This window comes from Sphingopyxis sp. PET50, assembly GCF_025244705.1.
Taxonomy (GTDB): domain Bacteria; phylum Pseudomonadota; class Alphaproteobacteria; order Sphingomonadales; family Sphingomonadaceae; genus Sphingopyxis.
The window spans coordinates 2,014,631-2,028,233 of sequence record NZ_CP104207.1; the positions used below are offsets into that span (position 1 = coordinate 2,014,631).

At 67.2% G+C, this 13,603-nt stretch carries 16 protein-coding genes and 1 pseudogene; 7 read left to right on the forward strand and 10 right to left on the reverse strand.

Annotated elements, in window-relative coordinates; translation table 11 throughout:
- The first annotated feature begins 66 nt into the window (after positions 1–66).
- The 7 genes from fliP to N0A20_RS10660 all read left to right on the forward strand — a co-directional run bounded on the left by fliP (position 67) and on the right by N0A20_RS10660 (position 5,030).
- Complete coding sequence (fliP, locus tag N0A20_RS10630; RefSeq protein ID WP_409574790.1) at positions 67–813, forward strand: flagellar type III secretion system pore protein FliP; 747 nt, start codon at positions 67–69, stop codon at positions 811–813.
- Positions 814–823: 10 nt separating this feature from the next.
- Positions 824–1,093 (forward strand): flagellar biosynthetic protein FliQ, encoded by a 270-nt coding sequence (locus N0A20_RS10635; protein ID WP_260580403.1) that lies wholly within the window; start codon positions 824–826, stop codon positions 1,091–1,093.
- A gap of 6 nt (positions 1,094–1,099) precedes the next feature.
- The gene (gene fliR, locus N0A20_RS10640) at positions 1,100–1,879 is read left to right on the forward strand and encodes a flagellar biosynthetic protein FliR (RefSeq protein WP_260580404.1); all 780 of its coding nucleotides are present in this window, start codon (positions 1,100–1,102) and stop codon (positions 1,877–1,879) included.
- Between the two features lie 3 nt (positions 1,880–1,882).
- A complete protein-coding gene (locus N0A20_RS10645; RefSeq protein WP_312846520.1) occupies positions 1,883–3,130 on the forward strand; it encodes a flagellar type III secretion system protein FlhB in 1,248 nt (415 codons plus the stop codon).
- Positions 3,131–3,258: 128 nt separating this feature from the next.
- Positions 3,259–4,197, forward strand: coding sequence for a flagellar filament capping protein FliD (gene fliD / locus N0A20_RS10650; RefSeq protein ID WP_260580405.1), 939 nt, complete (start codon positions 3,259–3,261; stop codon positions 4,195–4,197).
- Positions 4,106–4,627 carry a flagellar filament capping protein FliD gene (fliD, locus tag N0A20_RS10655; RefSeq protein ID WP_260583896.1) on the forward strand — a complete coding sequence of 174 codons (522 nt, stop codon included), beginning with the start codon at positions 4,106–4,108 and terminating at the stop codon, positions 4,625–4,627. Before fliD (N0A20_RS10650) ends, fliD (N0A20_RS10655) begins: the two co-directional genes overlap by 92 nt.
- 220 nt (positions 4,628–4,847) lie before the next feature.
- Positions 4,848–5,030, forward strand: a complete 183-nt coding sequence (locus tag N0A20_RS10660) for a flagellar protein FliS (RefSeq protein ID WP_260583897.1) — start codon at positions 4,848–4,850, stop codon at positions 5,028–5,030.
- Positions 5,031–5,267: 237 nt separating this feature from the next.
- On the opposite strand, the gene N0A20_RS10665 is transcribed toward N0A20_RS10660, so the two are convergent.
- The 10 genes and pseudogenes from N0A20_RS10665 to flgG form a co-directional block, all read right to left on the reverse strand.
- Positions 5,268–6,332 carry a sigma-54 interaction domain-containing protein gene (locus tag N0A20_RS10665; RefSeq protein WP_260580406.1) on the reverse strand — a complete coding sequence of 355 codons (1,065 nt, stop codon included), beginning with the start codon at positions 6,330–6,332 and terminating at the stop codon, positions 5,268–5,270.
- A gap of 195 nt (positions 6,333–6,527) precedes the next feature.
- Positions 6,528–6,944: a flagellar motor protein MotB gene (locus N0A20_RS20135; protein ID WP_312846521.1), complete on the reverse strand. Its 417-nt coding sequence runs from the start codon at positions 6,942–6,944 to the stop codon at positions 6,528–6,530.
- Positions 6,877–7,386 carry a flagellar motor protein MotB gene (locus N0A20_RS20140; RefSeq protein WP_312846522.1) on the reverse strand — a complete coding sequence of 170 codons (510 nt, stop codon included), beginning with the start codon at positions 7,384–7,386 and terminating at the stop codon, positions 6,877–6,879. Before N0A20_RS20140 ends, N0A20_RS20135 begins: the two co-directional genes overlap by 68 nt.
- A pseudogene (gene motA, locus N0A20_RS10675) lies at positions 7,386–8,251 on the reverse strand (flagellar motor stator protein MotA). Before motA ends, N0A20_RS20140 begins: the two are co-directional and overlap by 1 nt.
- 303 nt (positions 8,252–8,554) lie before the next feature.
- Positions 8,555–9,382: a flagellin gene (locus N0A20_RS10680; RefSeq protein ID WP_260580407.1), complete on the reverse strand. Its 828-nt coding sequence runs from the start codon at positions 9,380–9,382 to the stop codon at positions 8,555–8,557.
- 13 nt (positions 9,383–9,395) lie between these two features.
- Positions 9,396–10,721 (reverse strand): flagellar hook-associated protein FlgK, encoded by a 1,326-nt coding sequence (flgK, locus tag N0A20_RS10685; protein WP_260580408.1) that lies wholly within the window; start codon positions 10,719–10,721, stop codon positions 9,396–9,398.
- A complete protein-coding gene (locus tag N0A20_RS10690; protein ID WP_260580409.1) occupies positions 10,718–10,936 on the reverse strand; it encodes a rod-binding protein in 219 nt (72 codons plus the stop codon). Before N0A20_RS10690 ends, flgK begins: the two co-directional genes overlap by 4 nt.
- 96 nt (positions 10,937–11,032) lie before the next feature.
- On the reverse strand, positions 11,033–12,136 hold the full coding sequence (locus N0A20_RS10695; RefSeq protein WP_260580410.1) for a flagellar basal body P-ring protein FlgI: 1,104 nt from the start codon (positions 12,134–12,136) through the stop codon (positions 11,033–11,035).
- A 28-nt stretch (positions 12,137–12,164) separates the two neighbouring features.
- Complete coding sequence (locus N0A20_RS10700; RefSeq protein WP_260580411.1) at positions 12,165–12,710, reverse strand: flagellar basal body L-ring protein FlgH; 546 nt, start codon at positions 12,708–12,710, stop codon at positions 12,165–12,167.
- Positions 12,711–12,812: 102 nt separating this feature from the next.
- Complete coding sequence (gene flgG, locus N0A20_RS10705) at positions 12,813–13,601, reverse strand: flagellar basal-body rod protein FlgG (RefSeq protein WP_260580412.1); 789 nt, start codon at positions 13,599–13,601, stop codon at positions 12,813–12,815.
- Between the last annotated feature and the right edge of the window lie 2 nt (positions 13,602–13,603).

Here is a 13,603-nt window from a genome sequence, read left to right on the forward strand (position 1 = left end):
ATAGCCCCTCGTCTTCGCTCGGGGAATCGGACAACGGGAAATGCATACCCCTCCAAGCGCAACTGGCTGCGCGCCGCGGCGATCGCTGGCGGCCTCGCGCTGCTCGTCGCGGCGCCCGCGGCCTATGCGCAGGAAGCCAGCGGGCTCAGCCGCGCGGTGAACGAACTCGGCGGCGATGGCCGCCCGCTGTCGCTGTCGCTCCAGATCCTCGTCCTAATGAGCCTGCTGACGGTGCTGCCGTCGCTGCTGCTCATGATGACCAGCTTCACGCGCATCATCATCGTGCTGTCCATCCTGCGCCACGCGCTGGGGCTGCAACAGACGCCGCCGAACCAGGTGCTGGTCGGGCTCAGCCTCTTCCTGTCGCTGTTCGTGATGGCGCCGGTGATCAGCGAGGTGAACCGCGTCGCGATCGAACCCTATGGACAGGAACAGATCGACATCGGCACGGCGGTGGTCCGCTCGGGCGATGCGCTGCACGGCTTCATGCTGACCCAGACGCGCAAGTCCGACCTGATGATGTTCGCCAAGATCGCCAAGGCGCCGAATTACGCGAGTCCAAAGGATGTCCCCTTCTCGATCCTGCTCCCCGCCTTCGTCACCAGCGAATTGAAGACGGCGTTCCAGATCGGCTTCCTGATCTTCCTGCCCTTCCTCATCATCGACCTGATCGTTGCATCGGCGCTGATGTCGCTCGGCATGATGATGCTGTCGCCGACGATCATTTCTATGCCTTTCAAGCTGTTGCTCTTCGTCCTTGTCGACGGATGGGCGCTGACGATGGGCTCGCTCGCCGCCTCCTTCGGGACATAGGGAGCCTGACGTGGAAGCCGATTATTTCGTCGGAGTGGCGCAGCAGTCGCTGTGGATCCTCGCGCTCGCGACCGCGCCCTTGCTCATTCCGGTGCTCGTCGTCGGCGTGCTGCTCGGCATGGTGCAGGCGGCGACCTCGATCAACGAACAGACGCTGACTTTCATCCCCAAGCTGATCGTCGCCGCGCTCTGCCTCGCGATCTTCGGCGGCAGCATCCTGGTGCTGCTCACCGATTTCACCCGCGAGATATTCGCACAGATCCCGACGCTCGTCCGATAAGGCACGATGAACCCCGCCGACATCCCGAATGTGGAGGCGATGCTGCAGCTGTGGATGCTCGGCATGATCCGCCCGGGCGCCTGCTTCCTCGCGGCGCCCGTGTTCGGCGCGACCAACATCCCGATCCAGCTTCGCCTCGTCATCGCGCTCGCGGTCGGGGTGCCCGCGGTCGCGGCATCGGGCATGGCGCTGCCGCCCGAGGGGATCGTCTCGGTTCCGGGCTTCTTCCTGATTATCGGCGAGGTCGTGATCGGCCTTGCCATGGGGTTCGTGCTCCAGATGGGACTCGCCGCCGCGCTGCTCGCCGGCGAGACGATCAGCAACGCGATGGGGCTCGGCTTCGCGTCGATGGTCGATCCGCTGAGCGGCGCGTCCAGTTCGGCGATCGGACAATTCCTGTCGATGCTCGCGACCGCGATCTTCCTCGCCGCCGACGGGCATCTGGTGCTGATCTCGATCATCGTCGACAGCTATAACGCGCTGCCCCCCGGCAACGCCTTTCCCTCCTGGCAGGCGATCGGCGGCATCGTCCGCTTCGGCAGCCTGATGTTCGCCGCGGGGCTGACGATTGCCCTGCCCGTCGGCTTCGTGCTGATCCTCGTCCAGATCATCATGGGCGTGATCGGGCGCTCGGCCCCGGCGCTCAACCTGTTCGCGGTCGGCATTCCGGCCACCTTGCTCGCGGGCGTCCTGCTGCTCGGAGTCGCGACGCCGGTGATGGCCGAGGGGCTGGCGCTGATCCTCTCCGACGCGCTCGATGCGGCGCGCATGGTCGCGGGGATCTGAGACATGGCCGGGACGACCGACAAGGACCAGAAAACCGAATTGCCGACGCCGAAGAAGCTCGCCGATTCGGCGCGCGAAGGCGATATATTGCAGTCGCGCGAGCTCGCGACGGCGCTGATGATGCTGGTCGCGGCGGGATGGCTGATCGCGGCGGGCGGCTGGTTCGTCCAGGCCGCGGGCGACCTGCTCGCGCGCGGGCTGACGCTCGATCGCGGCGATATCACCGATTTCGCGCCCGGCGAGGCGCTGCTGCGCAATGGCGCCGATATCCTGCTGCCGCTCGCCAGCCTGTTCGGCGCGGCGCTGCTCGCGGCCTTCGCCGGGCCCGCGCTGCTCGGCTCGATGGGGTGGCGCGGCAAGGCGCTCGGCTTCAAGGGCAATCGCATCAACCCGCTGAACGGCCTCAAGCGCATGTTCGGCCTGCAGGGCGCGACCGAACTCGGCAAGGCGCTGGCGAAAGTGCTGTTGCTCGGGACCATCGGCACCTGGCTCGTGGCGAAGAACCTGCCCGCGATCCTCCACCTCGCCTCGGCCGACCTGCGCGGCGCGATCGGGCTGGCGGGACAGGCGGTGGGTCATGCGGTGCTGACGATGGCGGGCGGGCTGGTCGTCATCGCGCTGATCGACGTGCCGGTGCAATGGCTGCAGCGGCGCAAGCGGCTGATGATGAGCAAGCAGGAGATCAAGGACGAGCTGCGCCAGTCCGACGGCGCGCCCGAACTCAAGCAGGCGCAGCGCCAGCGCGCACACGAGATGCTGAGCGGGTCGGCGCGCAAGGCGGTGTCGGAGGCGACCGTTATCCTGACCAACCCGACGCATTTCTCGGTCGCGCTACGCTATCGCCCCGGCATCGACGCGGCGCCGGTCGTCGTCGCGCGCGGGCGCGGCAACGTCGCGCTGGCGATCCGCGAGCTGGCGCGCGGGACGCAGGTTCCGATCCTCGAATATCCGCAGCTCGCCCGCGCCATCTATTTCACCGCGCGCGCCGGACGCACGATACCGGAGGAATTGTTCGTCGCCGTCGCGACGGTCCTCGCCTTCGTCTTCCGCCTCGAACAGGCCGTCGCCGATGGGTTGGCGCAGCCCGACATCGAGGTCGCCGGCATCGCACCGCTTCGATGCGGAGGGACGGAAGCAGGGATAAGGGGCGGTCCGATCGCTGGCGGGCGCCGGAGCGGACATTTGAGGAATGAACCGGTTTCCCCTCCCGCAAGCGGGAGGGGCAGCGAGACTTACGAGCTTGCTCGTTAGTCGCAGCGGGGTGGGCATCCGCGACGTCGCTGCCCACCCCCAACCCCTCCCGCAAGCGGGAGGGGGAGAATAAACGCGGCTTAATCTCTCCCGCAGACCGCCGTTAAGAGCTTCGAAGGATATCGCGCATGGTCAGCTCAATCGCCAACAGCCTCGGTTTCGGATCGGGGATCGACACCCAGCAACTGGTCAAGGACCTGGCCGCCGCATCGCGCGAGCCCAAGGTCGAGCGCGTCAGCAAATTGGTCCAGCAGAACCAGACGCGGATTAGCGCGCTGGCGCAAGCGCGGTCGAATCTCGACGGTTTCGCCGACTCGCTCAGCCTGATGGTGTCGGACGGCACGCTGCGCAGCACGCCGACCGTTTCGGACGAGAGCGTGCTCGGCGCCACGACGCGCGCCGGCCTGTCGGCCGACAGCTTCGCCGCGACGGTCGAGGTGACGCAGTTGGCGCGCGCGCAGACCGTCTATTCAGGCATCGTCGCCGACAAGAGCGCCGCGATCGGCCAGGGCACGATGACGCTGACCGTCGGCGGCGTCGCCCGGACGATCACCGTCGGCGCGGCGAACGACAGCCTCGACGGGCTCGCCAATGCGATCAACGCCAGCGGCGCCGGCGTCACCGCGTCGATCGTCGCGGACGATGGCGGCCACCGCATGATCCTGAAAGGTCCGACCGGCGAAGCCAATGCCTTCACGCTCGAAACCGCCACTCCTGCCCTTACCGCCTTTTCCAATGGCCCGGGCGGCGGCATGACGCTCGGGCAGAGCGCCGCCAACGCCACCTTCACGATCGACGGCATCGCCTTCAGCCGCGCCACGAACATCGTCGACGACGTCGTGCCCGGCATGTCGCTGACGCTGAAGAAAGCGGCGCCGGGCCAGCCGGTCGATATCGGCGCCAGCTGCACCGCTCGACATGATCAAACAGACCGTCGGCGATTTCGTCGATGTCTACAACCAGCTCAAGAAAAGCCTGCAGTCGGCGTCGAGCATGTCGGGCGCGACGACGGGCCTGCGCGAACTCGAACGCGAATTGCAGGCGCTGGTCGGCAAGGTGCTGACTAGCCACGGCAGCATCAACAAGCTGAGCGACATCGGCATCGGCTCCACCCGCGACGGCCTGTTGTCGCTCGACATGGCGAAGCTCGAAAAGGCGCTGGCGACCGACGCCGGTGCCGTCGAGGCGATCTTCAACCCGCGCCGCGACGCGACGCACACCGAGGCGACCGACCCCGGCATCGCCTTTGCGCTCGACGCGATCCGCGACAAGGCGATCGCGACCGACGGGGTGATCGACCGCGTGTCGAAGTCGCTGGCGGCCAAGACCGAGGCGCTCGTCGAGCAGCTCGAAAAGATCGAGGAGCGCGAGGACGCCTATGCCGCGCGGCTCGAAAAGCAGTTCGGCGGCCTCGACGCCAAGCTCGCCGCGCTCAAGGCGACCCAGACCTATCTCGAGCAACAGATCGAGATGTGGACCAACCAGAACAAGAATTAAGGCCGACCGACCGTGGCAGCCACCGCATCGACAGTCCGCGCGACCGGCCATTACCGGCGCATGCAAAGCGAAAGCCGCGCCGCCGGGGCCGATCCCGTCGAGCTCGTCACCATGCTCTACGACGAGCTGGAGACCGCGATCGGCGTGCTCGCCGCGATGGTGCGGCAGGGTCAGCAAATCTCCGCCACCGAGCTAAGCGCATCGCGCGCGCGCTATCCTGATCGGGCTCGACGCCGGGCTCGACCATCAGGCCGGCGGCGACGTCGCGGGGGCGCTGTCGCGCGTCTATGGCAGCATGCGCCGCAAGCTCGACAAGGCGGTGGCCGCGAACAGCGCCGACGACCTCGACGAGCTGCTGGAAGGCGTGAAGACCGTCAGCGGGGCTTGGCGGCAGCTGAGGTAGAGCCCGGCGGGGGGCGGGTTTGGGGCGGTGGCGGAAGTAAAGCCCCTCCCCTGAAGGGGAGGGCGTGGCGTTTATCCGACCGTCCGCCTTCCACCCCAAAACCGCCGCCCCGGACACGACAGCGAACATAAAATTTCGGCACCGGCCCGTTCCCCGTTCCGTCGCCAGGGTGGGGACTGGCGGCGAGAAGGAACGAACCGGTGCCGATTCAGCGGCACGGACGCAGGTGGGGATGCGTCAGGCTGCCTGTTGCTGAACTCCATATTTGCGCATCTTTTCGATGAGCGTGGTGCGCTTGAGCGTCAAAAGACGCGCGGCTTCCGAAATGATGCCGTCGGCGAGGTCGAGCGCGACGTGGATCTGTTCGAGCTCGATCGTCTCGATCTCGCGCTTCAGGTCGATCGGGCGGCCCGGCGCCGGCGCCTTGGCGAAGGGCATGGCGGGTGCTTGACCATCCGCGCTGGCTTCAGCCGCGACAGGGCCGGTGGGGATGGCCTGTCGTGGCTGAAGCGCCGCGGTGGGGTTCAAAAGGATCGCGACATCCTCGACGCCGAGCGTCTCGCCGCCGTGCAGGACGCTGGCGCGCTCGACGAAGTTGCGCAGTTCGCGGACGTTGCCCGGCCAGCGGTGCCGCATCAGCAGGTGCATCGCGTCGTCATCGTAGCGGCATTTCACGTCGGCGGGCATCTTGCGCTGGAAATGGCGGATCAGCGCCGGAATATCCTCGACGCGGTCGGCGAGGCTCGGAACCTGGAGCACCACCACGCCGAGCCGGAAGAACAGGTCTTCGCGGAACTTGCCGTCGGCGATCGCGGCGCCGAGATCCTGGTGGGTGGCCGAGATGACGCGGACATCGACGCGCTTCACCTCGCTGCTGCCGACGCGGACGATCGTCCGTTCCTCGAGCACGCGGAGCAGTTTGACCTGCATGTCGAAGCGCATGTCGCCGATTTCGTCGAGGAAGAGCGTGCCGCCCTCGCTGGCTTCGAAATGGCCGATGCGGCGGGCGTGGGCGCCGGTGAAGCTGCCCTTTTCATGACCGAATAATTCGGATTCGATGAGGTCGCCGGGGATCGCGCCGCAGTTGATGGCGGAGAAGGCCTGGCCCGAGCGGGCGCCCTCGTCGTGGATCGCGCGGGCCACCAGTTCCTTGCCCGAACCCGACGGGCCGCAAAGCATCACCGAGGCGTTCGAGCGGGCGACGCGGCGGATCATTTCGCGCAGTCGCGCAGCCGCCGGGCTGTTTCCGATGATCAGCGTTTCAAGCGCGGCCTGGTCGCCGCGAGTCCCCACCTTGGTCATTTCGATCTCCACCGCGCCCCCCAATTCGGCGCTTTCTCGATGACCCGAGTGATTACGGAATCTGGTAAACAAAAGACTAACCGGATTTACATAACCCCTTCAAAACAAACAGTTATTGCCAATCTGGCAGTAACGGAGGCCGAACCGCGTCGTTAAGGATTTGAATGGTGCCAGATTGGCACCAATTGTTGCCGTCTAGCGGTCGTCCGCGTCCCACCCCAGCGTGATCGAGATGCGGCGGTTGCGCGGATCGAATCGGTCGGAGGGGACATAAGGTTCGGTGTCGGCCACGCCTTCGATGCGCGCGAAGCGATTCGAATTGATGCCGCGGAAGGCGAGATACTGCCGTGTCACCTCCGCCCGTTCGACCGACAGGCGCCAGTTGTTGGTGCCCGCCTTCGCCGACCAGGGGCTGGCGTCGGTGTGGCCGCGGATCATCACCTGGTTCGGAACCTCGGCGACGATCGCCGCGATCTGCGCGAACAATTTGGTCGCCTCGGGCGTCAGCTGGTTGGTGCCGACGACGAACATCGAGAAGTCGGCGTCATCGACGACGTCGATGCGCAGCCCCTCGCGCGTTTCGGTGAAGCGGATATTGGGCGCCAGCCGCATGGATCTCGGCCTTGGCCTGCACCTCGCGGAGCAGCGACCGGGCGAGGCGCTGAAACTCGGAGCGCTGGCGCTCGCGGCCCGACGCCTCGCGCGGTCCGCCCGTCGCGTCGCGCGGGATCGTCATCGACTTGGTGCCCGTCTGCGCCGCGCCGTGCGGATAATTGTCGGCGGCGACGAGCGAGTCGCCGCCGAACAGCCCGGTGGCGCCGGCCGTATCCTGTTTCGACTGGACGATCGTCGGCGCGAAATAGTCGGCCAGCGCCTTGCGCTGCTTTTCGGTCGTCGCGCCGAGCAGCCACATGAGCAGGAAGAAGGCCATCATCGCGGTCACGAAATCGGCATAGGCGACCTTCCACGCACCGCCATGATGGCCGCCGTGCGGCGCCTCGATGACCTTCTTGACGATGATGGGCCGCAGCGGCGTATTCGGACGCGCGGCCATCAGCGACCCCGCATGCCGTCGAACACCTCGGCAAAGCTCGGCTGGTTGTCATGGTCGACGCCCGAACGCGCCGCCTCGATCACCAGCGGCTGCGGGTGGCCGTGGAGCGAGGCAATGATGAGCTGTTTCACGGTGTGATAGATGGCGGCGTCGCTTTCGATCACCGCGCGGGCGCGGGTCGCGAAGGGGCCGACGAGGCCGTATGCCAGAAGCACGCCGAGGAAGGTGCCGACGAGCGCCGAGCCGATCATGCCGCCGAGGATCGCCGCAGCGGCTTGTCGATCGAGCCCATCGTCTTCACCACGCCAAGCACCGCCGCGACGATGCCGAGCGCCGGCAGCGCATCGGCCAGGCTCTGCAGTCCGTCGGCGGGCTTGATCGCATGATGATGATGGTTCTTGATCGCGCTGTCCATCACCTCCTCGACCGCGTGCGGGTCGAGCGTGCCCGACGACACGACGACGAGGCGCAGCGTGTCGCAGATCAGGTGGACGAGCGTCTGGTCCTTGGCGAGCTTGGGATATTGCTGAAAGATCGGCGAGCTCGCCGGATCCTCGATATGCGGCTCGACCGCGACCGGCCCTTCGGTACGCATCATCTTCATCAGCGTCGAAACGAGCAGGATGCAGTCGAGATAGTCGGCCTTCTTGTATGTCGGTCCCTTGAACACCTTGGCGAAACCACCGCCCAGCGCCTTCAGCTCCTTGCCCGAATTGCCGATGATCAGCGATCCGATTGCGGCGCCGCCGATGATCAGCATCTCGTGCGGCAGCGCGTGCATGACGGGGCCGAGATTGCCCCCGGTCAGCGCGAAGCCCCCGAACACCAGCAACAGCAGAACGACGATGCCGACGACGGGAAACATGCTGAACAACTCCAGTCGGGGGTTTCTACCCCCGGCAAAAACGGGACGTCTTGATGCTTAACGGCAGCGGCGGCGAAAGATTTAGGGCCTCGCGCCAAATCGCCTTTGCGAACTCCATGCCCTCTCCCCTTCAGGGGAGAGGATAGCGCAGCTTGCTCCGTCAGGAGCTGGCGAAGCTTGGAGAGGGGTCTGACCGCTCAAGCACAGGGAACTCCTCTCAACTCCGGCTAGCCAGATGCTGGCAAGCCTTCGTATCTCTCCCCTGAAGGGGAGAGAGCGGAAAGCGTGCCTCCAACCGAATGATCAGCCCAGAATATCGAACAAGGTCTGCCGGTTGATCCGCGCGAAGGCCGCCTGCGCGGCTTCGAGCGTCAGATTCTGTGCATTGAGCTGCGCGATGGCGACCGACAAGTCGGTGTCCTCGACCGCCGACCTCTCGTCGGCCAGCGTGATGCCGCGGGCTTCAAGGCTGTCGCCGATGCGTTCGAGCCGCACGGCCGACAGACCCATCGCGGCGCGCTGGTCGGCGACATGGCCGATGCTGGCGTCGAGCGCGGTCAGCGCTGCCCCCATGGCCGTCGCATCGCCGGCGGCGATCGCCGCGGCGGCATCGCGCAGACCGGTCGACAGGCTGTTGCCGCCGACGACAAAGACGTCGCCCGCCGACGGCACCGGCGCGAAGCTGTTATCGGCGTCGAAGCGCACCTGTTTGGCGGTGGCGGCGAACAGCGGCTCGCCGTTCGAATCGCGCGTCGCGGCGAGCCCGTCGATCTCGTCGGCGATCGCCGACAATTCGGCGGCGATGCTCGCGCGGTCGGCGGGATTGGTCGTCGCGCTCGACGCCGACAGCGTCAGTTCGCGCGCGCGGGTGAGCAGGTTGCCGACCGAGGCGAGCGCGGTGTCGGCCTGCGACACCTGCGCACTCGCGGTCTTGATGTTCGCCGCCCAGGTCGTCGCGCTCGCCTGTGCCCTGCCGATCGTCGCGATGCGGCGGGAGGCGACGGGGTCGTCGGAGGCGCGGAGCAATTTCTTGCCGCCCGAAATCTGTTGCTGAATGCGGTCGAGCTGGTCCGACAGCTTCGACTGGCGCGCGATTTCGCGCGTCATGCGGTTTCCGACGGCGTTGATCATCGTTCCCGTCCCTTCAGATCGCGCTCAGCAGCGCCTGCATCGTTTCGCGTGCGACCTGAATGGTGCGCGCGGCGGCGGAATAAGCCTGCTGAAAACGCAGCAGGTCGGCGGCTTCCTGATCGAGATCGACCCCGCTGACGTTGTCGCGCGCCGCGATCGCCCCGTCGGCGCGTGTCGTCGCCGCGGCGTCCTGCGCGCGCGCCGAGGCGGTCGCCTGCGCCTGCGACGCAAGCCGCGCGGTCCACGCCGCCTCGGGATCGTCGGCGCCGCGCATCGCACCGATCGCGAGCATATTGCCGTTGGTCCCGCTGCCGTTCGCGGCGGCGACCTGGGCAGCCGAAAGCGATGTCGCGGTCAACGTTGCCGCGGTCGCGCCGGTGAAAAGCGGCTGGCCGGCATTGCCGTTGGCATCGGTCCCCGCCTGGTGCGCGGCATTGAGCTGGCCGGCGAATTGCGCCGCCGCGGCGTCGAGCCCGGCCCGCTGATCGGCGATATGATCGGCCGCCTGACCGAGCCCCGCCAGATTGCCCGAAGCCGGATCGATCGCAGCGCCGCCGGCGGAGAAGCCCAGCTGGCCGTCCGCCGCCACAGTAACCGCAACATGGGTGACCGTGGCATTGCCGACCAGCATGTCGCCCGATCCGGCGGCGCGCAGCGTCACCGCGCCCTTGTCGTCGAAACTGGCCGTCACCGGCATCTGCGACGCGATCTGGTCGATCAGCCGGTCGCGTTCGTCGAGCAGGCTCGCTTCGTTGGTCGAGCCCGCGCGCGCCTTGCGCAACCCGGCGTTGACGCTTTCGAGCGCGTCGAGATCGGTGTTGAGGTCGGCGACCGACGCCTGCGCCGCGTCCGAAACGCCCTGCGACATCGAATCGAGCTGGGCAGCGCTGGTGCGAAAACCCGTTGCGACATCGGCGGCCGATTGCAGGAATTGCGCCCGCAGGGTGACGTTGTTGGGATCGGCGGTGAGCTGGTCGGCGGTCGTGAACAATTTGGTCAGGTTGGTCGAAATGCCGTTGGCGTCGTCGCTCAGCGCGCTTTCGACCTTGGTCATCCAGTCGGCGCGCGTCGCCGCACGCTGCGCCTCGCCCGCCGAGGTCCGCGCATCCTCGATCAGCCATTTGTCGACCGAGCGGGTGATCCCCCGGATCGTCACCCCGCCGGGGCTGACGTTGCGGCCGACCAGCGCCGATTCGGTGCCGCTCGCCATTTCCTTCAGCGCCAGCGTGCGGCGGGCATAGCCCGGGGTCTGGGCGTTGGCGATATTGTCGCCGACGGTCGACATCGCACGCGAATAAGCCTTGAGGCCGCTGGCGCCGATGCTGAGAAGATCGGTCATTGCACGCCTCCGCCGAGGCCGCTGGGACCGCTGCCCGCGACGCCGCGGAACTGGCGCTCGACCATATCGGCGATGCCGAACTGGCGCATCGCGGCGATGCTGTCGGCGGTCTTGGCGTCGGCCATTTCGCGGAAATTGTCGGTGGCGCTCGACCCGAAGATATCGTCGCCGAGCTTCGCCTGCCGCATCGAGGCCAGCAGCTGGCGCAGGATCACCGCCTCGAAAGCCTCGGCCGCCTTGCGCAGTCCGTCGCCGCCGCCGCCGACCGCCGCGGGCGCCGGCTGTCGCCGGCGAGAAGGAGATGGGCGTCGTCATATGATCACCAGCTCGGCTGTGAGCGCGCCGGCCTGGCTCAGCGCCTCGAGGATGGCGACAAGGTCGCCGGGGGGAACGCCCATGCGGTTGATCGCATCGACCAGTTCGGACAGCGATGCGGTCGGCTTGACCATCATCACCGGGCGATATTCCTCGCTCACGTCGATGTCGCTCGACTGCTCGACCGCGGTCTGGCCGCGGCTGAAGGGTTCGGGCTGGACGACGCGTGGCGATTCCTTGATCGCGACGGTCAGCTTGCCCTGCGCCACCGCGGCGGTACCGACACGCACCGCGCCGTTGATCACCACCGTGCCGGTACGCGCGTTGACGATCACCCTGGCGGGCGGATCGGTACGCTGGACGCCCAGATTCTCGATCCGCGACATCAGCCTCATCCGTTCGTCGCCGCCGCCGGTGGCGCGGATCGCGATGCTGGCGCCGTCGATCATCGTCGCGGTGCCGGGCATGGCGGCGTTGATCGCGTCGGTCACGCTCTTCGCATTGGTGGCGTCGAACTGGTGGAGGTTGAAGGTGAGCATCTCGCTGCTGGCGAAGCCGGTATCGACCGCGCGCTCGACCGTCGCGCCGCCCGCGATGCGGCCGCTCGACGGGACATTCACCGTCAGCTTCGACCCGTCGGCGGCATCGACGCCCAGCCCGCCGATGACGAGATTGCCCTGCACCATCGCGTAAATCTGGCCGTCAGCGCCATAGAGCGGCGCGAGCACGAGCGTGCCGCCGCGCAGGCTCTTGGCCTTGCCGATCGCCGAGACGGTGACGTCGAGGCGCTGGCCGGGCTTGGCGAAGGGCGGCAGTTCCGCGGTGATCATCACCGCGGCGGCGTTCTTGAGCGCCGGATTGACGCCCGGCGGCAGGGTCAGGCCGAAACGCTGCACCGCGCCCTTCATGCCGAGCGTCGAATAATCGAGGCTGTCGTCGCCGGTGCCAGCAAGGCCGACGACGATGCCGTAGCCGGTGAGCTGGTTGGCGCGCAGGCCCTGGAACTGGCCCATGTCCTTGATCCGCTCGGCCTGCGCCGGCGCGGCGAAGGCGAAGCTCGCGGCGAGCAGGGCAAAGAGGGTGAGGATGGCGTTTCGCATGGGCACGGAGTTGGTCCCTTCGTGTCTGTCAGAACGGGCTGATGATCGAGAAGAAGCGTTGCAGCCAGCCCTGCTGGCTGGCGCGGGCGATCTCGCCCTTGCCGGTGTAGCGGATGTGGGCGTTGGCGACGCGGGTGGACAGGACGCGGTTGTCGGGGCTGACATCCGCCGAGCGGACGAGTCCCGCGATCTGGACGCGTTCGTCGCCACGGTTGAGCGTGATGAGCTTCTCGCCCTTCACCAGCATCGTGCCGTTCGGATAGACGGCGGCGACGGTGACGGTGACTTCGCCCGACAGCATGTTCGACTGCGCGGCATCGCCCTTGCCCTTGAACTGCGACCCGCCGCCCATCGCGACGTCGCTGGGATCGAACAGCGACAAGGGGCCGGTGGTCGGCGGGGTCAGGCCGATGTTGCCGTCGCGCGTCGTTCCCGCGCTGTTGCTCTTGGACGCGATGGTGCGCTCGACGAGCTGGATCGTCAGGATGTCGCCGACCTGCCCGGCGCGCGCGCCCGAGGTCAGCGCGACATAGCCGCCCTGAAAGATCGAGCCATTTGCCGGCCGGCGCCGCACGGCGCCGGATCGGGCAAGGTGACTGAAAAGGCGTCGGGCGCGATCTTCTCCTTCTTCGCCTCGCCCGCGGTGGGCAGGGCGAGCAGGATCAGCAAGGCGGCCTTAGAGAGTTTGCGTGGCATTTTTCAGCATCTCGTCGGTGGCCTGGATCATCTTCGAATTGACCTCATAGGCGCGCTGGGTCTCGATCATGTCGACGAGTTCCTCGACGACATTGACGTTCGATCCCTCGAGCATCCCGCCGCGCAGCGTGCCGCGGCCTTCCTCGCCCGCCGCGCCGACCAGCGGCGCGCCCGAGGAAGCGGTCTCCATCAGGATATTGTCGCCGATCGCCTGCAGCCCCGAGGGGTTGGCGAAGCGCGCGATTTCGATGCGGCCAAGCTCGGTCGCCTCGGCCTGCCCGGCGATCGTCGCCGAGACGGTGCCGTCGGCGCCGATCGCGATGCCGGTGGCATCCTCGGGGATCTGGATCTGCGGCTGGATCGGCTTGCCGTCGGGCGTGATGATCGTGCCGTCGGGGGAGCGGTTGAAATTGCCCGCGCGGGTATAGCCGATGCGCCCGTCGGGCATCTGGATCTGGAAGTAGCCCGCCCCCTCGATCGCGACGTCGAGCGCGTTGCCCGTCGTCTGCAGCGTGCCCTGCGTATCCATGCGCGAGGTGCCGGCGAGTTCGACGCCGGTGCCGAGGTTGAGGCCGGTCGCATAGCGGTTTTCGGCCGACGAGGGCGCCCCCGCCTGCGTCATGATCTGGTATCCGAGCGTCTCGAAATTGGCGCGGTCGCGCTTGAAGCCCGTGGTGTTCACGTTAGCGAGGTTGTTCGCAATCACCTGCATCCGGAAGCCCTGGGCATCCAGACCGGTTCGCGCGACGTGCAGGGCACCGTAGCTCATAT